Here is a 17,566-nt window from a genome sequence, read left to right on the forward strand (position 1 = left end):
CGACAGGAGGGCACACTGTTGAGCAACGTCGACGCCACCGCATCCGTGCGCACCGCGCTGATCATGGCCGGCGGCACCGGCGGGCACATCATGCCCGGCCTGGCCGTGGCCGACGTGCTGCGCGAGCGCGGCTGGCGCGTGCTGTGGCTGGGCAATCCCGACCGCATGGAAGGCAAGCTGGTGCCGCCGCGCGGCATCGAGATGATGCCCCTGCGTTTCCAGGGTCTGCGCGGCCGCGGCGTCAAGGCCGTGCTGCAACTGCCGTTCCGCCTGGCGTCGGCGCTGCGGCTGGCCCTGCGCTACGTGTCCACGCTGCGGCCCGACGTGGTGCTGGGCATGGGCGGCTACGTGGCCTTCCCGGGTGGCGTCGCCGCCGCCCTGCGGCGCGTGCCGCTGGTCGTGCATGAACAGAACGCGGTGGCCGGCACGGCCAACCGCACGCTGGCGCGCATGGCGCGCCGGGTGCTCACCGGCTTCCCCGGCGTATTGCCGCGCGGCGAGGTCATGGGCAATCCGGTGCGCCGCGAAGTCTGCGCGCTGCCCGCGCCGGAACAGCGCTACGCCGGCCGCAACGGTCCGCTGCGGCTGCTGGTGGTGGGCGGCAGCCTGGGCGCGCTGGCCTTGAACACGGTGCTGCCGCAGGCCCTGGCCCTGCTGCCCGCCGAACGCCGGCCGGCGGTGACGCACCAGGCCGGCGAACTGCACATCGAGGCGCTGAAGCAGGCCTATGCGCAAGCCGGCGTGGACGCCGACTGCCGCGCCTTCATCGAGGACATGGCCGGCGCGCTGGCCGATGCCGACCTCGTGGTCTGCCGCGCGGGCGCGATGACGGTGGCCGAAGTGGCCGCCGCCGGCGTGGCCGCGCTGTTCGTTCCCTTGCCCCATGCCATCGACGATCACCAGACGGCCAACGCCCGCTATCTGAGCGACGCCGGCGCCGGCTGGATGCGCCGCCAGGCCGAGCTGACGCCGCAGTGGCTGGCGCAGTGGCTGGGCGAGCGCGACCGCGAAGAACTCCAGGCGGTGGCCGTGCAGGCGCGCGCGCGCGCGCTGCCGGCCGCCGCCCAGCATATCGCCGACGCCTGCGAACAGGCAGCGAGGCGCGCATCATGAAACACCGTATCCAGCACATCCATTTCGTCGGGGTCGGCGGCGCGGGCATGAGCGGCATCGCCGAGATCCTGCTGAACCTGGGCTACCGCATCAGCGGCTCCGACCTCAGCGACTCGGCCGTCACGCGCCGCCTGGCCGGCCTGGGCGTGGCCATCGCCATCGGCCACGCCGGCGCCAACATCGAGGGCGCCGACGCCATCGTCACCTCCACCGCCGTGGCGGGGGACAATCCCGAGGTCATCGCCGCGCGCGCCGCGCGCATTCCGGTGGTTCCGCGCGCCGTCATGCTGGCCGAGCTGATGCGCCTGAAGCGCGGCATCGCCATCGCCGGCACCCACGGCAAGACCACGACCACCAGCCTGGTGACCAGCGTGCTGGCCGCCGGCGGCCTGGACCCGACCTTCGTGATCGGCGGCCGCCTGAATTCGGCCGGCGCCAACGCGCGGCTGGGGCAGGGCGACTACATCGTGGTCGAGGCCGACGAGTCGGACGCCTCCTTCCTGAACCTGCTGCCCGTGATGGCGGTCGTCACCAATATCGACGCCGATCACATGGACACCTACGGCCACGACGTGGCGCGGCTGAAGAGCGCGTTCATCGAGTTCACGCAGAAGCTGCCGTTCTACGGCACCGCCGTGCTGTGCGCCGACGACGCCAACGTGCGGGAAATCATCCCCTTCGTTTCGCGCCCCGTCACCACCTACGGCCTGGACGGCGACGCCCAGGTGGCCGGCCGCAACGTGCGCGCCGACGGCACCCGCATGCTGTTCGACGTGACGCGGCGCGGCCGCAAGCAGGAGTTGCCGCCGCTGTCGGTGGCCTTGAACCTGCCGGGCCTGCACAACGTGCGCAACGCGCTGGCGGCGATCGCCGTGGCGACCGAACTGGGCGTGGACGACGAGGCCATCCGCGGCGCGCTGGAATCCTTCCACGGCGTGGGCCGCCGCTTCACCCAGGTGGGCGAGTTCGCGGTGCCGGCCGCGCATGGCGGCGGTTCCTTCACCGTCATCGACGACTACGGCCACCACCCGGTCGAGATGGCGGCCACGCTGGCCGCGGCGCGCGGCGCCTGGCCCCGGCGGCGCATCGTGCTGGCCTTCCAGCCGCATCGTTATACCCGCACCCGCGACTGCTTCGAGGATTTCGTGCGTGTGCTCGGCACCGCCGACGCGGTGTTGCTGACCGAGGTGTATGCCGCCGGCGAGGCGCCCCTGGTGGCGGCCGACGGCCGCGCCCTCGCGCGCGCGCTGCGCGTGGCCGGCAAGGTCGAGCCGGTATTCGTGGAGGACGTGGCGGAATTGCCCGCCGCGGTATTGGATTTCGTGCGCGACGGCGACGTCGTCATCGTGATGGGCGCCGGCTCGATCAGCAAGGCGCCCGCGCAAATTGGAGAATTGGCATGACCATTGCCCCTGCACAATTCGGCAAGGTCGGCGTGCTGTACGGCGGCCGCTCCGCCGAGCGTGAAGTGTCCCTCATGTCCGGCGCGGGGGTGCACGAGGCGCTGCGCAGCGCCGGCGTCGACGCCCATCTTTTCGACACCGGCCGGCAGACCTTCGCCGACCTGGAACAAGCCGGCTTCGACCGCGTTTTCATCGCCCTGCATGGCCGCTACGGCGAGGACGGCACCATCCAGGGCGCCCTGGAGCTGCTGGGCATCCCCTATACCGGCAGCGGCGCGGCCGCCTCGGCGCTGGCCATGGACAAGGTGATGACCAAGCGCATCTGGCTGCAGCACGGCCTGCCGACCCCGGCCTTCGAGGTGCTGGGCGGCGATACCGAATTGCGCCTGGTGCCCGACCGCCTGGGCCTGCCCCTGATGCTCAAGCCGCCGCACGAGGGATCGACCGTCGGCATCACCAAGGTGCGCGGCTATTCGGATATGAAGGAAGGCTACGCGCTGGCGGCGCGCTACGATGCGGAAGTGCTGGCCGAGCAATTCGTCATCGGCCGCGAACTGACGGTGGCCCTGCTGGGCACCGGCCGCGGCGCGCGCGCCCTGCCGGTGATCGAGATCGTCGCGCCGGACGGCAACTACGATTACGAACACAAGTATTTCTCCGACGACACGCAGTATTTCTGCCCGGCCGACCTGCCGGAAGCGCTGGCGAGCGAAGTGCAGCGCATCAGCGTGGCGGCTTACCGCGCCCTGGGCTGCGAAGGCTGGGGCCGCGCCGACCTGATGCTGGACAAGGAGGGCCGTCCCTGGCTGATCGAGATGAATACGTCGCCGGGCATGACCAGCCACTCGCTGGTGCCGAAGGCGGCGCAGGCCGCCGGCATGAGCTATTCCGAGCTGTGTGTTTTCATTCTTTCCGAGGCCGCCTGCAAGGTGCGCGCCCCGGCCCGTAACGCTTGACCAGGAAGATCCGTGTGGAACGACGCCCGCGTCACCAATCTCATCGCGAACACGCTGGCCGTGTTCGCGGTGCTGGCCATGCTGGCCGGCGGGGTTGTGTGGCTGGCCAAGCGGCCGTATTTCAATCTGGCGGCCATCGAACTGGAGCCCGTGCCGGATTCGCAGTTGCACTATGTGTCCCCCGCCAGCGTGCGGGCCACGATAGCCGGCGAGATGGTGGGCAACTTCTTCACCGTCAACCTGGACAAGGCGCGCGAGTTGTTCGAGTCCGTGCCCTGGGTGCGCCATGCGTCCGTGCGCCGGATCTGGCCCAACACGCTGCGCGTGCGCATCGAGGAGCAGCAGCCGCTGGCGCTGTGGAACGAGAACCAGATGATCAACACCTGGGGCGAATCGTTCACGGCCAATACGGGCGAGCTGGACGACGAGAACGCGCTGCCGCATTTCTCCGGGCCGGAGGGCAGCGAGAGCCTGGTGGTGCAGCGCTATGCCGAGCTGGCGCGCTGGTTCGCGCCGCTGGACATGCACGTGCAGGAACTGGACCTGAGCGCGCGCTACGCCTGGCGGGCCAAGCTGTCCAACGGCCTGCTGCTGGACCTGGGCCGGGATCCGGGCGCGGACGCGCCGGATCCGAACGGACCGCCGGGGGCCTTGCCTTTCGCGGCGCGCATTCAGCGTTTTGTGCAGGCCTGGCCGGCCTTGATGTCGAAACTGGAGGGCCGCACGGTATTGCAAGCCGATCTGCGCTATCCCAATGGCTTTGCCCTGGCGCTGGCGCCGCTCCCCGAACCCGAAAAACCGAAACCCACCCCGAAAAAGCGTTGACAACATGACCCGTGACATCAAGGACCTAATCGTCGCCCTCGATATCGGCACCAGCAAGGTGGTGGCGGTGGTCGCCGAGATCCTGCCGGAGAACCGCTTCGAGGTGCTGGGCCTGGGCCAGCACGAGTCGCGTGGCATGCGCAAGGGCGTCGTGGTGAATATCGAAACCACCGTCAATTCCATCCAGCGCGCGCTGGAGGAAGCGGAGTTGATGGCGGACTGCAAGATACGCGACGTCTATACGGGCATCGCGGGCAGCCACATCCGCAGCTTCAATTCCAGCGGCATGGTGGCGGTCAAGGACAAGGAGGTCACGTCGACGGACGTGGCCCGCGTCATCGAAACCGCCAAGGCGGTGAACATCCCCACGGATCAGCAGGTGCTGCACGTGCTGACGCAGGAGTTCATCGTCGACGGCCAGGAGGACATCCGCGAACCCATCGGGATGAGCGGCCTGCGCCTGGAAGTGCGGGTCCACATCGTGACGGGCGCGGTGAGCGCCGCGCAGAACATCGTCAAGTGCGTGCGCCGTTGCGGCCTCGAAGTGCAAGACCTTATTTTGCAACCATTGGCGTCGAGTCTCGCCTGCCTGACCGCGGACGAAAAGGAACTGGGCGTCGTCCTGGTGGACATCGGCGGGGGCACCACCGACGTGGCGATCTTCACCGGCGGTGCGATTCGCCATACCGCCGTGATTCCCATCGCGGGCGACCAGATCACCAACGACATCGCGGCCATGCTGCGCACGCCCACGCCGGACGCCGAGGAAATCAAGCTGCGCTACGGCGTGGCCAAGCAGGTGCTGGCCAGCCCCGACGAAACCGTCGAGGTGCCGGGGCTGGGCGATCGCGGTCCGCGGCTGGTCAAGCGGCAGGCGCTCGGCGCCGTTATCGAGCCGCGCATCGAGGAGTTGTTCACGCTGGTGCAGCAGGTGGTGCGGGATTCGGGCTACGAAGATCTGCTGGCCTCGGGCGTGGTCCTGACGGGCGGTTCGGCCCAATTGCCGGGCATGGTGGAACTTGCGGAGGATGTGTTCCTCAAACCTGTCCGTGTCGCCGTGCCGGAATACGAAGGCAGCCTGGCCGACGTCATGCGCAACCCGCGCTTCTCGACGGTCATGGGGCTGTTGCAGGAAGCGCGCATGCAGCGCGTGCGCGGCCGCAAGGTCGCCGCGCAGACGGGTAATTTCAAGAGCCTGCTGACGCGCATGAAAGAGTGGTTTATGAATTGAGCCCACCCCCTACCGCGCGGAGCGCGGCCCCCTCAAGGGGGCGGCACTGGCGGACCGGAAGGAAGGCCCACCCCCGCGCTGCGCGCGCCCCTCAAGGGGCGGCACAAGCGGACCGGGGGACCCGGCTCCGCTGTGCCCCGGGTCTGCTAATGGAGGGTGGGGTGAGGTAGTTAGGTTGGGTTTTGGGTTTATGTGGTTCGGTGGTTTGGAAGTTCACGTAGTAGTTCGGAAGCGCGTGTAGTAGTTCGGAAGTCTGTGTGGTGGGAAGTATTTAGTAGTTCGCATCATTTAGTAGTGGCGGCATTTGCGTGTTGGTAGCAGACTTCGAGCATTTGCGTATTGCGGTGTTTGTGTAGCGCGAGTGGCGGTAGGAAAGGGTGTCGGGCTGTCGCCGGCATCCGGGGCGGGCTTAGTGGTAATGGCGCGCTGACGGAGGCGCTTCAAACCCGTTGCGGGTCACCAGGACCGGCATCGGCTTTGAGGCGATTCACAAAGAATGCGGCATCGGGGAAATTTCTTGTGATTTGCATTTAGGACTTGAGGGAGTCGTCAATCATGATGAACTTTGAAATGCTTGATAACAGCACCAAAGGCACCGTTATCAAGGTGGTTGGTGTAGGCGGTGCGGGCGGCAATGCCGTGGCGCACATGATCCGTAACGGCGTCAACGGCGTGGACTTCATCTGCGCGAACACTGACGCACAGGCACTGGCCGCGACCAACGCGCCGGTGCAGATCCGCCTGGGCCGCACCGGCCTGGGCGCCGGCGCCAAGCCGGAACAGGGCCGTGCTTCGGCCGAAACCGCGCGCGAGGAAATCCGCGCCGCGCTCAACGGCGCCCATATGGTGTTCATCACCGCGGGCATGGGCGGCGGCACGGGCACGGGCGCGGGTCCGGTCGTGGCCGAAGTGGCCAAGGAGCTCGGCATCCTGACCGTCGGCGTGGTCACCAAGCCGTTCTCGTTCGAAGGCAACAAGCGCCTGAAGATGGCAGAGGACGGCATCGGCGAGCTGGCCAAGCACGTCCACTCGCTGATCGTGGTGCTGAACGAAAACCTGTACGACCTGATGGATGACGATGCCACGCAGGAAGACTGCTTCAAGGCGGCCGACGACATTCTGCACAATGCCTGCGCCGGCATCGCGGAAATCATCAACGTCGAAGGCAACGTCAACGTCGACTTCGAAGACGTCAAGACGATCATGGGCGAGCAAGGCCAGGCCATGATGGGCACGGCGACCGCCGCCGGCGCCGACCGCGCCCGCGTCGCCGCCGAGCACGCCATCGCCTGCCCGCTGCTGGAAGGCATCGACCTGCACGGCGCTCGCGGCGTGCTGGTGAACATCACCGCCAGCCGCTCGCTGAAGATGCGCGAAACGCGCGAAATCATGGAAACGATCCGCGGCTACGCCTCGGACGACGCCACCGTGATCTTCGGCACCGCCTACGACGAGTCGATGGGTGAAAACCTGCGCGTGACCGTGGTCGCCACCGGCCTGGGCCGCGCGTCCAGCCGTCCGCAACTGGTCCAGAGCACGGCCGAAGTGCTGCGCACCGGCACCGACAACCTGCCGATGGGCGGAATGCAGCACAACGGCGGCGGCGCTTCCCAGGGCGACTATCGCAATCTGGACATGCCGTCGGTGATGCGCAATCCGCGCAGCCAGGCGTCGGCCCAGGTGCGCGCGCTGGAAAGCTCGGGCATGGACCACTTCGACATTCCGGCTTTCCTGCGCAAGCAGGCGGATTGAACTTAGCGTCATCCGACGGCTCCAACTCCCTGTTCTCCGGCCCGCGCTGTCCCCGGCGCGGGCCGGAGGGGAATAACCCCTCGGTTCAATGTAATCAGGGACATATACCTTTGTCTGGTTTGTCGCTGCATTGCAATAGGGTTACACTTCCCGGGTACTGTTGGCATTTGCGGGCATTGTGCCGGCCTATCCTCAAAAAATAAGATTTATTCCCATGTTCCGTCAGCGCAGCATTCAAAATCTGGTCAAAACGACCGGGGTGGGCGTCCACTCCGGCCGGCGGGTGGAGCTCACCCTGCGTCCCGCTGCGCCGAACACGGGTATCGTTTTCCATCGCACCGACCTGCCCGAGGTCGTCGATCTGCCGGCGCAAGCGACCGGGGTCGGCGATACGCGCATGGCGTCGGTGCTGCAGCAGGGCAACGTGCGGGTCTCCACCGTCGAACACCTGATGTCGGCCCTGGCCGGCCTGGGCATCGACAACCTGCACGTGGACCTGACCGCCGAAGAAGTCCCCATCATGGACGGCAGCGCGGCGACCTTCGTCTATCTGCTGCGCTCGGCCGGGATCGTGGAACAGAACGCGCCCAAGCATTTCATTCGCGTGCTCGAGCCCATCGAGGTGCGCGAAGGCGAGGGACGCAACGAGAAGTGGGCGCGCCTGGAGCCGCATGACGGCTTCGCGCTGGCCTTCTCCATCGACTTCCGCCACCCCGCCATCGACTCCACGGCGAATTTCGCCGAGATCGATTTCGCCACCCATTCGTACACGCGGGAAATCGCGCGCGCCCGCACCTTCGGCTTCGTCAACGAAGTCGAGGCGCTGCGTTCCATGGGCCTGGCCCGGGGCGGCAGCCTGGACAACGCCATCGTCATGGACGAGTTCCGGGTGCTGAACAGCGACGGCCTGCGCTACGACGATGAGTTCGTCAAGCACAAGATTCTCGACGCCATCGGCGACCTGTATCTGCTCGGCAAGCCGCTGGTGGCGCGCTACGTGGCCTGCAAGTCCGGCCACTACATGAACAACCAGTTGGCGCGCGCGCTGCTGGCCCAGCAGGAAAGCTGGGAACTGGTGACCTATGAATCGCAGGCGGCGGCGCCCAAGGCCTTCCGCTACGAGTGGAAGCTCGCCTAGAGGGAGGCCCACCCCTTACCGGGAGGCCCACCCCCTACCGCGCTGCGCGCGGCCCCCTCAAGGGGGCGGCGTTGGCGGACCGGCAAAGCCGGCTCCGCTACGCCCTGGATGAGTACCGAGGCTTGCGCTCGGCTTTTTTTTGCCGCCGGGCCGCCCCTAGGCAGAAACGCCCCCTTGGGGGGCAGCAAGCAGCGTCAGGATTTCGACGGCGGCTTGTGGTGCTTGTGATGTTCTAGCAGGCGCGCCACCGCGTCGGCCAGCTTGCCGGGTCGCAGGTTCTGCCGCAGGGCGGCGAAGGCCTCCAGCGCCTGGCTGTCCAGCGGCGCGGCTTCGCGCGGCGGAGGCGGCGGGGGCGGAGGCATCAGGCCGGCCTGCACCTTGACGGAAATCTCGTTGAGTTGCCAGCCGGCGGCCGCCAGCGCCTGGGCCACCCGCGGCGCCATCTGGCGTAATTTGGCGGCATGCGCGGCGCTTGGCACGGCCAGTTGCAACTTATCGGTTTCAAGGCGTGCCACGCGGCACACTTCGCCCAGCGCCGGCGGTAGGATCTTGGCCACGGCGGCTTGTACCTGCATGTGCAGCCGGGCGGTGGCCAGCATGCCGGCGGCATGGTTGTCATGCCCCAGCCATCCCAGGGCGGTAGCCTGCTTGCGCCCCGGCGCGGAACGCGGACGACGGTAGGGAGTCTTTCTCATGCCGGACAGGAAAGGATAGCGAGCTTTGAAGATAGTCATTATGCATGCCCGCGGCGAGTCGGACGGGCATTTCACCGTCGGCGGGGGGCGCCTGGCCCTGCTGCTGGGCGCGTTGTTGGCGCTGGCCGCGATGATAGGCGCGTACAGCGCCTCCATGTACCGCAACCTGTCGGCCCCGCAGGCCGGCAGCGACGTCAGCCCGCTCGCTTCGGAGCAGGCCGTCCGCAACGCCGCCTTCGTGCGCGACAACCTGAACATGCTGGCGGGGCGCGTGGGCGCCCTGCAGGCCAAGCTGATCGGCATCGACGCGCTGAGCCGGCGGCTGGCCGCGGCGGCCGGGGTGACCCTGGCCGACCCGGCGGCGGCCGCGCCGCGGGACGGCGCCGCCACGGCGGGCGCGGATGCCGCGCAGGCCGCGCTGCATCCGTCCGATCCGCGGGCCGATGAGGTCATGGACGACAATTTCACGGATCGCGAGCCGCCCTCGCTGGACCCCGGCTCGGCCCAGGCCCTCGGGCGCCAGCTCGACGCGCTGCTGGCCCATGCCGCCGCGCAGTCCAGCACGATGGACATGCTGGACGCCGCGCTGACGCGCCGTTCCGGCGACCTCGCGCGCCTGCCGACGTCCATGCCGCTGGACGGCTATACCTATTTGAGCTCTTCCTATGGCTGGCGCCGCAACCCGGTGACGGGCCGCTACGCCATGCACGAAGGCGTGGACTTCCCGGCGCCGCGCGGCACCCCCATCATGGCCGCCGCCGGCGGCGTGGTGGTGGAGGCGGGCCCCGAGAGCGGCTACGGCAACCTGCTGGAGATCGACCACGGCGACGGCCTGTCCACCCGCTACGCGCACGCGTCGGAACTGCTGGTCAAGAAGGGCGACGTGGTCCAGCGGGGCCAGATCGTCGCCCGTGTCGGTTCCACCGGGCGCTCCACCGGCGCCCACCTGCATTTCGAGGTGCGGCTGGCCGGCCAACCCCTCGATCCCAAGCTCTTCATCGGTCCGCCCTCGACCGCGCCGCCGGCCCTGGCCGCCACGCCGTCCGCCACGGGCGGCTGATCGTGGCGGGCACGCCGGTCACGGCGTGACATTCCCGTCACTCCACCGGGGGCTCGATCCCCAGGTGCGTTACACTCGATCGTTTGCCGGCGGACGCGTCCGCTCCACCAACTAAAAGATCGCCGCACGACGGGCGTCCCCGCATGGGAAGGCCTGGCGCGCGGCCCAAATACGCATGCTTTTTCTGCTCAAGAAACTCATCGGCAGTCGCAACGACAGGTTGCTGAAGCAATATCGCAAGACCGTCAGCCAGATCAACGGCCTGGAGTCCGGCATCGCCGCGTTGTCGGACGAAGCGCTGGCCGCCAAGACCGACGAGTTCCGCAACCGCTACAAGGAAGGCGCCTCGCTGGACGACCTCCTGCCCGAAGCCTTCGCCGTCGTTCGCGAGGCCGGCAAGCGGGTCTTCGGCATGCGCCATTTCGACGTGCAGTTGCTGGGCGGCATCACGCTGCATAACGGCAAGATCGCCGAAATGCGCACCGGCGAAGGCAAGACGCTGATGGCGACCTTGCCGGTGTACCTGAACGCGCTGTCGGGCCGCGGCGTGCACGTCGTCACCGTCAACGACTACCTGGCCCGCCGCGACGCGGAATGGATGGGGCGCCTGTACCGTTTCCTCGGCATGTCCACCGGCGTGGTGGTGCCGCAGCAGCCCAACGAGGAAAAGAAGGCCGCCTACGCCGCCGACATCACCTACGGCACCAATAACGAGTTCGGCTTCGACTACCTGCGCGACAACATGGAGTATCGCGTCGAGGACCGCCGCCAGCGCGAACTGGCCTACGCCATCGTCGACGAAGTGGACTCCATCCTGATCGACGAAGCGCGGACCCCGCTGATCATCTCCGGCCAGGCCGAGGATCACACCGAGGTCTACATCCGCATGAACGAGGTGCCACCGCTGCTGACGCGCATGGCGTCCGAGCCCAAGCCGCAGGAGCCGGAACCGGAAGGCGATTACTGGGTCGACGAAAAGAGCCAGCAGGTCTACCTGTCCGAGGCCGGCCACGAGCACGCCGAGCAGATCCTGGCCCGCCTGGGCCTGCTGCCGGAAGGCGAATCGCTGTACGACCCGCGCCATATCGCGCTGATGCACCACCTGATGGTCGCCCTGCGCGCCAATACGCTGTTCTTCCGCGACCAGCAATACGTGGTGCAGGACGGCGAGGTGGTCATCGTCGACGAATTCACCGGCCGCCTGATGGCGGGCCGCCGCTGGTCCGACGGCCTGCACCAGGCGGTCGAGGCCAAGGAAGGCGTCAAGATCCAGCACGAGAACCAGACGCTGGCGTCGATCACCTTCCAGAACTACTTCCGCATGTACGACAAGCTGTCGGGCATGACCGGCACGGCCGACACGGAAGCCTATGAGTTCCAGGAGATCTACGGGCTGGAGACGGTCATCGTCCCGACCAACAAGCCCATGATCCGCAAGGACCAGAACGACCAGGTCTTCAAGACGAACCAGGAAAAGTACAACGCCATCCTGGAAGATATCCGCGACTGCCACCAGCGCGGGCAGCCCGTGCTGGTGGGCACCACCAGCATCGAGAATTCCGAGCTGCTGTCCGGCCTGCTCCAGCGCGCCAAGCTCCCGCACGAGGTGCTCAACGCCAAGCAGCACGCGCGCGAAGCGGAGATCGTGGCCGAGGCGGGCAAGCCCGGCCGCATCACCATCGCCACCAACATGGCGGGCCGCGGCACCGACATCGTGCTGGGCGGCAGCGTCGACAAGCAGGTCGACCTGGTGCGGGCCGACGCCAACCTGAGCGAAGCCGACAAGGAAGCGCGCATCGCCAGGATCCGCGACGAATGGAAGCCGATGAACGAGCAGGTCAAGGCCGCGGGCGGCCTGCGCATCATCGGCACGGAACGCCACGAGTCGCGCCGTATCGACAACCAGTTGCGCGGCCGCGCCGGCCGCCAGGGCGACCCGGGTTCCTCGCGCTTCTACCTGTCGCTGGAAGATCCCTTGATGCGCATCTTCGCGGGCGACCGGGTCCGCGCCATCATGGAGCGCCTGAAGCTGCCCGAGGGCGAGCCGATCGAGGCGGGCATGGTGACGCGCTCCATCGAGACCGCGCAGCGCAAGGTCGAAGGCCGCAACTTCGACATCCGCAAGCAACTGCTGGAATACGACGACGTCGCCAACGACCAGCGCAAGGTGCTCTATTCCCAGCGCAACGACGTGCTGCAGGCGACCACGGTCGGCGAGACCGTGGAAAACCTGCGCGACGCCGCCGTGACCGAGATGTTCCGCAGCTTCGTACCGGCCGACTCGGTCGAGGAGCAGTGGGACATTCCCGGCCTGCAGCGCACGCTGGAAGGCGATTGGCAGATCGCGTTGCCGCTGACCGAAATCCTGGAAAAGGAACCCAACCTGACCGACGACGACCTGCTGGAGCGCGTGCTGCAGGCCGGGCGCGACGTCTACCGCGGCAAGGCGGAGCAGGTCGGCGCGGAGGGATGGGCGCAGTTCGAACGCTCCATCATGCTGCAGGCGATCGACCAGCACTGGCGCGAGCACCTTTCCTCGCTGGACTTCCTGCGCCAGGGCATCCATCTGCGCGGCTATGCGCAGAAGAACCCCAAGCAGGAATACAAGCGCGAAGCCTTCGAACTGTTCTCCGGCATGCTGGACCGCATTCGCGACGACGTCGTGCGCGTGCTGATGACGGTGCGCATCCAGTCGCAGGAGCAGGTCGCCGAGGCCGAGGCGGAAGCCGCCCAGCCGCACGTGCAGAACGTGCAGTACCACCATTCGGACTACGACGAGGCCCTGGCCGGCCAGGACGACAAGCCGCAGGGCCAGACGCCGCAGCGCAACGTGCTGCCCAAGGTGGGACGCAATGATCCTTGCCCCTGCGGCAGCGGCAAGAAGTACAAGCAGTGCCACGGCAAGCTGGTCTGACCGGGGCCGCGGCGGGCGCGCCAGAGGAGAACGCCATGTTGCATGCGGTGGGACGTACCGAGTTCGATCATGCCGTGATCATGGTGCGCGATCGCCTGCAGGAGCTGGCGCCGCACTTCGAGCGCCAGGGCTATACCCTCAGCGAGACGGCGATCCACAACCTGGGGTCGTGGAATCGCCTGATCGTCCTGGAAAGCGCGTATATCGAGCTGCTGGGCTGGCCGCCCGGCAAGCCGCCGGCGCGCAAGGAAATCGCCGATTCGCCGCTGGGCCTGGAAGCGCTGGTGCTGCGCACCAACGACGCGCAGGCCACCTATGAACGCCTGCGCGACGCGGGCTACGCCGTCAATCCGGTGCAAGTGCTCAAGCGCAACGCGCGCTTCGAGGGGCAGGAGGTCGAGGCGCAATTCCATACCGTGCGCTTCGCCGAGCAGCCCGTGCCCGGGATCCGCATGTATTTCTGCCGCCACATCACGCCGGAGTACGTCTGGATGCCGTCGCTGATGACCCATCCCAATGGCGCCCGGGCGGTGATCCGCATCGATGCGCGCGCCCCCGACGCGCGCGCCACGGCCGAGGCCATCGCGCGCGTGGCCGACGTGCCCGCCGAAGCGGCCGGCGAGGGCTGGGACGTGCTATTGGGCAATGCGCGCCTGCACGTCGCCGCCGACGCCGCCGCGAGCCAGGCGGGACTGGCGGCGCTGACGCTGGAAAACCGCGCCGGCAGCCACTACTCCCTGGATATCGGCGTCTGACCGTCTTCGTCCCCGGCGTCCCGCGCCAGGGGCGATTCGTAGGCCCGCATTTCCGGCGCCGGCCCCGTCCAGGGTTCGATCTCCACCAGGGCCGACTGCGCGCTGGTGCCCTGGGTCAGTTGCGACGTGCCGATATCCAGCGTCAGCACGTTGGGGTTGCCATGCCGTTCCAGCTCCTTGCCGGGATCGAACCAGGCCCCCGTCGACATGACCAGCACGCCCGGGCTGACGCCGATGTCCAGCATGGCGCCCGCCAGGCAGGCGCCGCGCGCATTGAATACGCGAACCAGCATGCCGTCCTTGATGCCGCGGCGCGCCGCGTCGTCCGGGTGGATGCGTATGGGCTCGCGGCCCTGGATCTTGTGCCGGCGCGATTGCGGCGCCGGGTCTAGCTGGGAGTGCAGGCGGTCGGCCGGCTGGCTGGTGATCAGGTGCAGCGGCCAGCGTTGCGCCGCGGGGGCGCCCAGCCACTCGGCGGGCGGCAGCCAGCAGGGGTGGGGCGGGCAATCCTCGTAGCCGAAGCCCGCGACCTTGCTGGAATAGAGTTCGATGCGGCCGGACGGCGTTTGCAGCGGATGCGCGGCCGGGTCGCGCCGGAAGTCTTCGAACAGGATGAAGTCGCGCTCGCTCTCCGGCAGCTCCAGGTAGCCGCGTTCCCAGAACGCCTCGAACGGCGGCGGCGACGGCATGGGGATCGGCCCCTTGCGCCAGCGCTCGCCCATGCGGGCATAGACGTGGCGGATCCAGTCCATTTCGCCGCGGCCCTCGGTGAAGGCCGCTTCGAAGCCGCCCAGCGCCGCCAGTTCGCGATAGATGTCGAAGTCGCTGCGGCTCTCGCCCTGCGGCGGCAGCGCCTGGTGCATGGCGAAGACGTAGCGGTCGCGCGTGGAGCCGCCGATGTCGTTGCGCTCCAGCGTGGTGGTGGCGGGCAGGACGATATCGGCGCGCCTGGCGGTGGGCGTCCACCAGCTTTCGTGCACGACGATGGTTTCCGGCTTGCGCCAGGCCCGCGCCAGCCGGTTCAGGTCCTGGTGGTGATGGAAGGGGTTGCCGCCCGCCCAGTAGACCAGGCGGACGTCCGGATAGATGCCGGTGCGGCCGTTGAACTGGTATTCGGCGCCGGGCGCCAGCAGCATGTCGGCGATGCGCGCCACCGGGATGTTGCGCGGCGCAGGATTGCGCAGTTCCGGCATTTCCGGGCCGGCCACGTCCGGCCGCGGATTGGAGGCGCTGTTGATCGAGCCCGTGCCGAAGGAGAAGCCGCCGCCGGGCAGGCCGATCTGCCCCAGAATGGCGGCCAGCGCGATGCTGGCCCAGTAGGGCTGTTCGCCGCGATGGGCGCGTTGCAGCGACCAGGTGCAGTTGATCAGGGTGCGGCAGCCGGCCGCGTTGCGCGCCAGGCCGCGGATGGTGGCGGCGGGCACGCCGCAGATGGCCTGCGCCCACTCGGCGTCCTTGGGCTGGCCGTCGCCGTCGCCGCGCAGATAGGCCGCATAGGCGGCATAGCCTTCGCAATGGGTATGCAGGAAAGCCGCGTCGTGGCGCGACTCCGCCAGCAGGGTATGGGCCATGGCGATCATCATGGCCACGTCCGTGTTGGGGCGGATGGGAATCCATTCCGCGTCCAGCCAGGGCGGCACGTCGCCGCGGGTGGGCGAGACGATGACGAAGCGCGCGCCGCGCTCGGCGGTGCGGCGCAGCCAGTGCTCGGTGGTGTGGGCGCCGGCGCCGCCGGCGATCATCTGCGCGTTGCGCAAGGGCATGCCGCCGAAGGCCAGCAGCAGGTCGGTGTGGCGCGACACGCTGTTCCAGTCGGTGACGCGGCCGGTCAGCGGTTTGTACGTGCCGATGACGTGGGGCAGCAGGAATTGCGCGGCGCCCCAACTGTAGTTGCCGGCCTGCTCCACGCAGCCGCCGCCCGCATAGAGGAAGCGGTGGGTCTGCGTGATCGCGCTATGCACCCGTCCGGCCGAGGCCCAGCCGTAGGAGCCGCCGAAGACGCCGTGCGGGCCGTGTTCGGCGCGCACGCGCTGGAGTTCTTCATGCACCAGCCGCAGCGCCTGGTCCCAGCTCGTTTCCACGTAGCGGTCGCTGCCCCGGCCGGCGGTGTCGCGATTACGCAGCCAGCCCTCGCGCACCGCCGGCCGCCGCACGCGCAGGGGCGAGTGGACCATGGCGGGCATCGCATGTATCAGGCTGGAGGGGGCCGGGTCGTGCGGGAAGGGCTCGCAGGCGATCAGGCGGCCATCCTGGACCAGCGCGGTATAGGCGCCCCAATGCGATAGCGTAGGGTGGCGGGTGACGGCGGACATCCGCGCATTGTCGCCCAGATCCCGCCGGGCGGCGCATGCATCCATCCGCGCCCGCGGGCGGCCGCGCGGGCGGAGAGCAAAAATTTTCGTTGTGACGCCACAACGCGAACGTGATTTTTATTTCAGGCGGTCACGCGGCCGTCATCGTGCGATCCTTTTTTCCATGCCGGGGTTTAGGATAGCCACTGACCCGAACGGAGCGAACGGGCAAACGGATAGGTTGCGTCACTATGTCGGCGGTAGTCTCTGAGTTGGCGTGCATCCCGGCGCAAATGCCGGAGCATGATTCTTTGGACAGTGTCTTGCGGCACTGGAACGGCGTCGACGACCTCTGGGTCTTTGCTTACGGTTCGCTGATCTGGCGCCCGGGCTTCGCCTGGCAGGAACGCCGCATCACCACCGTCAAGGGCTACCACCGCTCGCTCTGCCTGTGGTCCCATCATCATCGCGGTTCGCGTGAAATCCCCGGCCTGGTCTTCGGTCTGGATCGCGGCGGCTGCTGCCGCGGCGTCGCCTTCCGCGTGGCGGCCGCCGACGTTCCCGTGGCCTTCGCGGCCCTGTGGGAACGCGAGATGATAGACGGCGCCTACACGCCGCGCTGGCTGAACTGCCATGGCGACGCGGGCTGCGTCAGCGGTCTGGTCTTCGTGCTCAATCGCGGCTGCGCCAACTACGCCGGCGAACTCACCGAGGAAAGCCGCATGGCCGCCATCCGGACGGCGGTCGGCCGTTCGGGCGCCTGTCTCGAATACGTCGTGGAAACCGATAGGGCGCTGCGGGACAACGGTATCGAGGATTGCCGCCTGGGCGCCCTGGTGCGGCGGCTGATGCCGGCCTATTGACCGGCGCCGCCGCGTCAGAACGACCACTTCCCGAACATGAACAGGACGTTGCCGTTGCCCTTGCCGCCCGGGATATAGGTGGCGTAGAAGGTCGCCTTGTCGTAGCCGACCGACGCCAGCGGCAGCACGCCGGGGAAGGGGATGTAGTGGAAGATGTCCTGGCGCGCCGTCAGGAACACCGTGTACCCGATGCCGAAGCGCAGGTCGTTGCCCACGCGGCCGATGGCTTGGTAGCCGTAGCCGGCAATGGGCTCGACGTGGCCATGCGAATCGAGGAAGGCCATGCCGTACAGGCCGTGCCAGTCGCCGTCGGAATCGTAGAGGCTGCGGCCGTAGCCGGCGCCCCAGGATTCCTCGCGGAAACTCTTGATCTTGTCGGCGGAATAGGCCGCCCGATTGTGCCAGGCATAGCCCGAGATATAGAGATCGTCGCTCCCCGTGCTCCAGATCTGGTCGGCCCGGTTACAGGCGAACTGGATCCAGCCGGGCATGCTGTCGCAGGCGGAGGCCGTGGCCGGCAAGGCGGCGCCGGCCGCGGCCAGCATGAGCGTCGCGACGCCGAGCCGCGCG

14 protein-coding genes are annotated in these 17,566 nt (G+C 68.1%); 11 read left to right on the plus strand and 3 right to left on the minus strand.

Features of this window, described 5'->3' with window-relative positions; translation table 11 throughout:
• Positions 1-63 precede the first annotated feature (63 nt).
• The 7 genes from murG to lpxC all read left to right on the plus strand — a co-directional run bounded on the left by murG (position 64) and on the right by lpxC (position 8,418).
• Complete coding sequence (gene murG, locus CAL29_RS05115) at positions 64-1,113, plus strand: undecaprenyldiphospho-muramoylpentapeptide beta-N-acetylglucosaminyltransferase (RefSeq protein ID WP_256977295.1); 1,050 nt, start codon at positions 64-66, stop codon at positions 1,111-1,113.
• Positions 1,110-2,516 carry a UDP-N-acetylmuramate--L-alanine ligase gene (murC, locus tag CAL29_RS05120; RefSeq protein ID WP_094851861.1) on the plus strand — a complete coding sequence of 469 codons (1,407 nt, stop codon included), beginning with the start codon at positions 1,110-1,112 and terminating at the stop codon, positions 2,514-2,516. Before murG ends, murC begins: the two co-directional genes overlap by 4 nt.
• Entirely contained in the window at positions 2,513-3,472 is a 960-nt protein-coding gene (locus CAL29_RS05125; protein ID WP_094851862.1) for a D-alanine--D-alanine ligase, read from the plus strand. Before murC ends, CAL29_RS05125 begins: the two co-directional genes overlap by 4 nt.
• A gap of 12 nt (positions 3,473-3,484) precedes the next feature.
• Positions 3,485-4,297, plus strand: a complete 813-nt coding sequence (locus CAL29_RS05130) for a cell division protein FtsQ/DivIB (RefSeq protein WP_094851863.1) — start codon at positions 3,485-3,487, stop codon at positions 4,295-4,297.
• A 4-nt stretch (positions 4,298-4,301) separates the two neighbouring features.
• Positions 4,302-5,528, plus strand: a complete 1,227-nt coding sequence (gene ftsA, locus CAL29_RS05135) for a cell division protein FtsA (RefSeq protein ID WP_094851864.1) — start codon at positions 4,302-4,304, stop codon at positions 5,526-5,528.
• A gap of 555 nt (positions 5,529-6,083) precedes the next feature.
• Positions 6,084-7,280 (plus strand): cell division protein FtsZ, encoded by a 1,197-nt coding sequence (gene ftsZ, locus CAL29_RS05140; RefSeq protein ID WP_094851865.1) that lies wholly within the window; start codon positions 6,084-6,086, stop codon positions 7,278-7,280.
• A gap of 214 nt (positions 7,281-7,494) precedes the next feature.
• Positions 7,495-8,418: a UDP-3-O-acyl-N-acetylglucosamine deacetylase gene (lpxC, locus tag CAL29_RS05145; RefSeq protein ID WP_094851866.1), complete on the plus strand. Its 924-nt coding sequence runs from the start codon at positions 7,495-7,497 to the stop codon at positions 8,416-8,418.
• A gap of 194 nt (positions 8,419-8,612) precedes the next feature.
• Here lpxC and CAL29_RS05150 read toward each other — a convergent pair whose 3' ends face one another.
• Positions 8,613-9,113, minus strand: coding sequence for a flagellar hook-length control protein FliK (locus CAL29_RS05150; protein ID WP_094852726.1), 501 nt, complete (start codon positions 9,111-9,113; stop codon positions 8,613-8,615).
• Between the two features lie 40 nt (positions 9,114-9,153).
• On the opposite strand from CAL29_RS05150, the gene CAL29_RS05155 reads away from it, so the two are divergent.
• The 3 genes from CAL29_RS05155 to CAL29_RS05165 all read left to right on the plus strand — a co-directional run bounded on the left by CAL29_RS05155 (position 9,154) and on the right by CAL29_RS05165 (position 13,842).
• Positions 9,154-10,173, plus strand: a complete 1,020-nt coding sequence (locus tag CAL29_RS05155) for a M23 family metallopeptidase (RefSeq protein WP_094851867.1) — start codon at positions 9,154-9,156, stop codon at positions 10,171-10,173.
• Between the two features lie 175 nt (positions 10,174-10,348).
• On the plus strand, positions 10,349-13,087 hold the full coding sequence (gene secA / locus CAL29_RS05160; protein WP_094851868.1) for a preprotein translocase subunit SecA: 2,739 nt from the start codon (positions 10,349-10,351) through the stop codon (positions 13,085-13,087).
• A gap of 35 nt (positions 13,088-13,122) precedes the next feature.
• On the plus strand, positions 13,123-13,842 hold the full coding sequence (locus CAL29_RS05165) for a VOC family protein (protein ID WP_094851869.1): 720 nt from the start codon (positions 13,123-13,125) through the stop codon (positions 13,840-13,842).
• Here CAL29_RS05165 and CAL29_RS05170 read toward each other — a convergent pair.
• The gene (locus CAL29_RS05170) at positions 13,818-16,154 is read right to left on the minus strand and encodes a molybdopterin-dependent oxidoreductase (RefSeq protein ID WP_094852727.1); all 2,337 of its coding nucleotides are present in this window, start codon (positions 16,152-16,154) and stop codon (positions 13,818-13,820) included. The genes CAL29_RS05165 and CAL29_RS05170 overlap by 25 nt on opposite strands.
• Before the next feature lie 230 nt (positions 16,155-16,384).
• Between CAL29_RS05170 and CAL29_RS05175 the strand changes: the two genes are divergently transcribed.
• The gene (locus tag CAL29_RS05175) at positions 16,385-16,996 is read left to right on the plus strand and encodes a gamma-glutamylcyclotransferase (RefSeq protein ID WP_094851870.1); all 612 of its coding nucleotides are present in this window, start codon (positions 16,385-16,387) and stop codon (positions 16,994-16,996) included.
• 14 nt (positions 16,997-17,010) lie between these two features.
• On the opposite strand, the gene pagP is transcribed toward CAL29_RS05175, so the two are convergent.
• Positions 17,011-17,541 (minus strand): lipid IV(A) palmitoyltransferase PagP, encoded by a 531-nt coding sequence (gene pagP, locus CAL29_RS05180; RefSeq protein WP_094851871.1) that lies wholly within the window; start codon positions 17,539-17,541, stop codon positions 17,011-17,013.
• Positions 17,542-17,566: the final 25 nt, after the last annotated feature.

The sequence above is a fragment of the Bordetella genomosp. 10 genome (genome assembly GCF_002261225.1).
Taxonomy (GTDB): Bacteria; Pseudomonadota; Gammaproteobacteria; order Burkholderiales; family Burkholderiaceae_B; genus Bordetella_C.